Here is a 5,608-nt window from a genome sequence, read left to right as displayed (position 1 = left end):
CAACGGTTTGCGGTTAACAACAGCTGGTGTTCAGATTTTGAATTTAGTTACTTTTTCAATTACCAATTGTTTGTTAACCGATGTTACCCTTTGTTTTTTACTTCGAGAGCTGATAATTGTTCACAAGAACGGATGCAGAAATATGTAAAATCCGTTCTAATTCTCGAATCATATCTACTGTCAATCTTTTCTTTTTGTTTAAGATTTCCGAAACCCTGCTTTTTCCTCCAATAATTCCAACTAAATCTTTTTGTTTGAGATTCATTTCTTCCATTCTTATTTTAATTGCTTCTATTGGATCTGGAGCTTCTATTGGAAAATGTTGATTTTCGTAATTCTCGATTAAGAGTGATAAAATTTCCGCTTCGTCTCCTTCTTTTGAATTTGAGTCAGCATCAAAAATTACTTCTAATCTTTCTAAAGCTTGTTCGTAATCTTTTTCTGTTTTTATTGGTTTTATTTTCATAGTCTTTTGTTTTAAATCGTGTCCGCATTCACTTTATCATACTCGGCGTGAGTTCCCACAAATCGTATAAACGCCCATTGTCTGTCATAGTTGAATTTTACAATCAATCGATAGGAATTTCCTTTTATGTTGAAAACCACTCTGCTATCTTTTAAAATGCTTGCGTTTATGTAAGTTTTCTTAATATCGTTTGGTGACTTCCAATTTGATGATTTTGCGGTTTCATACCAAGTTTTCAAATATTGCTCGGAATCGGAATGCTTCTCCCAAAATTCGCGTAAAGTTCTTTTTGCAATTATTCTTTTCATAGATTAATTTCTACTACAAAGATAAATAAAAGTTCTCTATTTTAGAACATTTGTTATCAGTTTTTCTTTTGTGAAAATAAAGGGTAACGGTCTCGCATAACACAAGTTGGCGGAGTAGGGGACGCGAATTTGTCGGCGTAAACCTGGTTTGTTGGTGAAGATAATTATTTTCTTTCTAACGGTGCCGCCTATTTGAGTTAGCATCAATGAAAAAGCAGTAATCGAGTATCTTTAATATTCACCATAAAAACTAAAGATATGGAATCCCGAGTTACTGCCCAACCAAAGTTATTCATAGGAATCGACATCCACAAGAGGAGCTGGAAAATACACTGCAGCACCGATCTATTTGCCGGTAAATCTTTTACTATGCCACCAGAACCTGATAAATTACATGCATACGTTCAAAAACATTTTCCAGATTACCAGGTAACCACTGCGTATGAAGCTGGTTGCTGTGGCTATTCTGCCCATCGCAGCTTTGAGAGCTATGGCTGGAAATCCCTGGTAGTGAATCCTGCAGATATACATCGCAAAGGAAAGGAGCGATACACCAAAACTGACAGGATCGACGCTCAACTTATTAGTCGGGAACTTAAAGACGGGCGTCTAGATAGTATCATTATACCCAATATAGAACGTGAAGAGTTGCGAAGTCTTTTTCGTCGAAGGAATGAACTGGTTAAAGACTTTAGGCGTATCAAATGTATGATCAAGATGCAATTATTATATTTTGGCATCAAAGTCCCAGAGGAGTTCGATAATGACCATTGGAGCCACGCTTTTCGACATTGGATAGATAATCAGCAATTTAATTATCCAACAGCCCGTGAAACTATGGCCAGTAAAATGCGTAATTTTAGATTTATAGATAAAGAGCTTCGGGATGTTTCCAGTCAGCTTCGGGCCTATTGCCGTAAACATTTTAAGAAGGATTACTACCTACTAAGGAGTGTTCCGGGAATCGGCGGAATTGTAGCGGTAGGAATACTATCTGAACTCGGTGACCTAAGACGGTTTAACAATTTAAAGCACCTAGCCGGTTATGTTGGGCTGGCTCCTGGTCTCTATGAAAGTGGCACTACTTCTAAATCCCTTGGAATGAACCCGAGATGCCACAGGCTGATCCGATCTTATTTTGTGGAAGCAGCCTGGCAAGCCATACGAACCGATCCTGTTATTCAGGGGTACTACCGAAAACATCTGGGAAAGGACGTCAAGAAAATAATAGTTAAAGTAGCACATAAATTATTGAGTCGCACTTTGGCGGTAATTAAAACAGAAACCCCTTATGAAATTGGGGTAATATCATAGTATTAATCAATAGCTAAGCTCAAAATAGTAAAAGTCTGTACCACAAAACAACGTAGGTGGTCAATTAGGATCACATTTTTTAGCAAGTGGACAGATTTATTTAACCAATCATAGTGATGCTGGTGGCACTCTGGAAGTGACCACAAATAGGATGCTGAGCAGGTTATTTTTGCATTGAATTCTTATTGAAGCAAAGCTTCATTAAAAATTCAACGCCTTAAAAATTAAATGATTATGAAATAATAGAGTTTAAAATATTATTTTTGAGAGACAAGATTATTGCTTTTCATAGGATGCGTTGTTGGGCACTGGGCGTTTGCGATATCCTCTTTTAATCCTAAATTAGCTAAAATTAAACAAGCAGATATTTTTCTTAAACATCTAATTTGAGATTTTAACTTCTTATCTGGTATTGAATTTACACTTCCGTGAGTAAGTTTGTCCCTTGTTTTCTTTAAATGTGAAAAGGAGTATCCAAAACGATCTGAATTAATATTGTTTATTTTCAGAGTTTCTTCCAATGAACTTTTCATTGGTTTTATAGCAATTTTATTCTTTACCCATTTCCATTTATTTTTTAGTAGTTCTTCGTCTTCTTTATTGATTAGAGAACCAGAAATTAATTCAAAGGCTTCATCAAACTTTTCTTCTTTCTTAGAATCAAATTCAAATTGCTCAATATCTTGCTTAACGTTAAAGATCTCAATGATATTAAATAGTAAAAGATACGAAGCACTTAAATCAACTTCTCTTGAATGGAGATAATTGTCAATAGCCTTATTAATTTTTTTCCTTGTATTGGAATAATATTTATGCCAATTGGTGTTTAGAATTTTCTGAATATTGTAGTTCTCTTTAAGCAAATCAAATACTACAAGAAATTCTGAAATATATGTTTTATGATTAGGTAGAGTTTTACGATATATTAAAATTTCTTCTTCAGTTCTATAGCTAATCTTTTTAATATTGATCCTAATCCCAAAACAGAATGATATGAAGTAACAAATGTCTTCAAGGTTTAAGCTTATGTCCTCGAAATCTATATCATTAAAGTTGAAATTAATTATTGGAATCTTTATTACTGTAAATTCTGAACTGCCTCTTTTTTCATTGTCAACAAAGTTCAATTCCGGACGATAATTCATTTTGGCAGCTTTGTAAAAGTCTTTCATCCCATTCATCCTTGAAATAGAGTATTGATTTTTATTTCCAATATTCGTGAAGAATGAATAAAATCCGTTTACTATTTTCAATCCATTATCATCTATTACTGCTTGACCTTCGTTGATAAATTCCCTGTGAACATTTGGGAATATTATTCCAACATCACTAACATAAATTGTGAAGTGATCATAAGTTTCTACATCATTAGAAAGCGTTCGATAAATTCTACTTTTATTAAATAAAAGTCCAATCTCTGTATTTATGATTTCAAATGTATCTTCAAAAAATCCGTGAGTATTTTTTGAAAGCATATATTTTCTATCTATTCTGGAATTTTCGTCATCAAAATAGATTTTCAAATACATTTCAGAATCAGAAACGTAAAAATGAGAATGGTGTATTTTCTCTGATATTTTCTTGTCTTTAAACTTTAAATTTATGCAATAGTAGTTTTTCACTCGAATCTAAATTAGCAAATGCCATATAACGGTCACGTATAACCGTCAGTTACGGGTTAATATGCGTTAATTTTCGGTTAAGAACTGGTGTTAGCAATTCCGAGTGGATTCGGACGTAGTCGAATCCGCCGTAATTGCGGTTATACATTGTTGTAGCAAGTTTTTATTCCACTATTATTGGTTTTTCTGTTTTTGGAATTTTAATAATACTAAAAGGTTGAGTTATCACTGAAGTTGCATATTCAGTTTCAACAGTCGAAATAGAAATATTATTTTGATTTTCAATAACATTTTCCGTTTCAATTTCCCAACCTTGACCTTTAACTTCAAGAAAAATGGCAAATACAGTAAACTCGTTAAAGTTTATATCAGTTTCTGTAAAATTATCGGTTGTGTTATTTACAGAGTTCATTTGAGAAATTAGATTTTGCCATTCAGTCGAATTTGAAATAGTCAAATTAGATTGAGAAATTCCCTCTTGTCCATTTCCGAATAATGCTCCTTTTCCGATTTCCGTGAAATTAATTTCAGTCGATTGATAATTAGCATCATCATCGTTATTACAACTAATCAAAAGTCCGATTCCCAATAGGAATAATAAAATCTTTGTTTTCATAATATATTTTTTACTTAAAGTTCAATTCTTACGGGATTTTTGTCAAATTTGCTACAACGGTTTTGGTTAACTGTAAGCTTCCCCTAATTAGAACTGCTTGATTGTCCAAAAATATTATTTTTCATTCTCCTGGCGGTACCGCCAGGAGAATGAATTTTAGCGAATGCTACCGGTGCCATTTTTCCCAGTGCATTATGAGGTCTTACGTTATTGTAATCTTCCATCTAGGTCTCAGTTTGTTCCCTTACTTGATTGAGATCTTCAAAAAGGTATTTATTGAGAACGCCTCTTCGATAAGTTCCATTGAATCGTTCAATAAAAGCATTCTGTGTAGGTTTCCCTGGTTGGATGTACTGGAAGTCGATTTCATGCATCTGGCTCCACTCTGAAGCTATTTTAGCAATAAATTCAGGACCATTATCCATTCTTATCTTTTTGGGTTTCCCTCTGCGATTAATCAAATGGTTTAGTACCCATACGACACGTTTGCTGGGCAGTGAAAAATCAATTTCTATATGCAATGCTTCCCGGTTGTAATCATCGATTACCGTTAAGCCACGGAAGCGCCTTTTGTTTTCTAAAACATCGGTCACAAAATCAATACTCCAACTACGATTAGGTGCCGTAGGAGCCTCCAGGGGGTCTTTAACCCTGGTAGGCAAACGCTTTTTCACCTTTCTTCTCAAACTTAAGCCAAGCTTTTTATAAACCCGGTACACTCGTTTGTGGTTCCAGGGCTTACCTTCATTCCTTAATCGATCGTAAGCCATCCAGAAGCCTTCCTCACTATGTTCTTTAGCTTTTTGTCGTAAGGCCTTCTCTATAGCAGTATCGTCCTTTGGGGTTGGCTTGTAATAAAAAACGCTTTTGCTCATATTTAAAACCCGGCATGCCCTGCTGATACCGTAATGAACAAGTTCTTTGGCTATGGCTCTTTTACGGCAGGGCTTTAAAGCTTTTTTTCAATGATTTCTTTGGCCATTTGATGATCCAGGGATAGATTGGCATACATCTGCTTCAGTCTTCGATTTTCCTCTTCCAGATCTTTTAGGCGCTTCAGCTCTTTGCCGTTCATACCGCCATAGCGTTCCCGCCACTTGTAAAATGCCGCTGTACTAATGCCATATTCACGGCTGATCTCTGCGGCCGTTTTTCCGTTATCAAATTCCTTTAAAATCTTTGCGATTTGCTGTGGTGAATATCTACTCTTCTTCATAATTACTGTTTAAAGTTATAAAATATATTATACTTTTAAACAGTTCGTTTTTAAGGGAAGCTTACA

Annotated in this window: 5 protein-coding genes and 1 pseudogene; 1 reads left to right on the top strand and 5 read right to left on the bottom strand. The window is 34.8% G+C overall.

Going from position 1 to position 5,608, the window contains the following annotated elements; translation table 11 throughout:
- Positions 1–97: 97 nt before the first annotated feature.
- Together I6U49_RS16705 and I6U49_RS16700 are read right to left on the bottom strand one after the other, a co-directional pair.
- Positions 98–466 (bottom strand): helix-turn-helix domain-containing protein, encoded by a 369-nt coding sequence (locus I6U49_RS16705; RefSeq protein ID WP_198629674.1) that lies wholly within the window; start codon positions 464–466, stop codon positions 98–100.
- 11 nt (positions 467–477) lie between these two features.
- Entirely contained in the window at positions 478–774 is a 297-nt protein-coding gene (locus I6U49_RS16700; RefSeq protein WP_198629673.1) for a type II toxin-antitoxin system HigB family toxin, read from the bottom strand.
- Positions 775–1,032: 258 nt separating this feature from the next.
- Between I6U49_RS16700 and I6U49_RS16695 the strand changes: the two genes are divergently transcribed.
- Positions 1,033–2,088, top strand: coding sequence for an IS110 family RNA-guided transposase (locus I6U49_RS16695; protein WP_198629682.1), 1,056 nt, complete (start codon positions 1,033–1,035; stop codon positions 2,086–2,088).
- 257 nt (positions 2,089–2,345) lie between these two features.
- Here the strand turns inward: I6U49_RS16695 and I6U49_RS16690 are convergent, their stop codons facing one another.
- From I6U49_RS16690 to I6U49_RS16680, 3 genes and pseudogenes are all read right to left on the bottom strand, one after another.
- A complete protein-coding gene (locus I6U49_RS16690; RefSeq protein ID WP_198629681.1) occupies positions 2,346–3,710 on the bottom strand; it encodes a hypothetical protein in 1,365 nt (454 codons plus the stop codon).
- A 163-nt stretch (positions 3,711–3,873) separates the two neighbouring features.
- A complete protein-coding gene (locus tag I6U49_RS16685; RefSeq protein WP_133756144.1) occupies positions 3,874–4,326 on the bottom strand; it encodes a hypothetical protein in 453 nt (150 codons plus the stop codon).
- Positions 4,327–4,409: 83 nt separating this feature from the next.
- Positions 4,410–5,542: pseudogene (locus I6U49_RS16680) on the bottom strand (IS3 family transposase).
- Positions 5,543–5,608: the final 66 nt, after the last annotated feature.

Origin of the sequence: Salegentibacter maritimus (genome assembly GCF_016236915.1) — a bacterium.
Taxonomy (GTDB): Bacteria; Bacteroidota; Bacteroidia; order Flavobacteriales; family Flavobacteriaceae; genus Salegentibacter; species Salegentibacter maritimus.
Note: the sequence above shows the minus strand (reverse complement) of the source record. Positions and strands in the feature narration are given on the sequence as shown.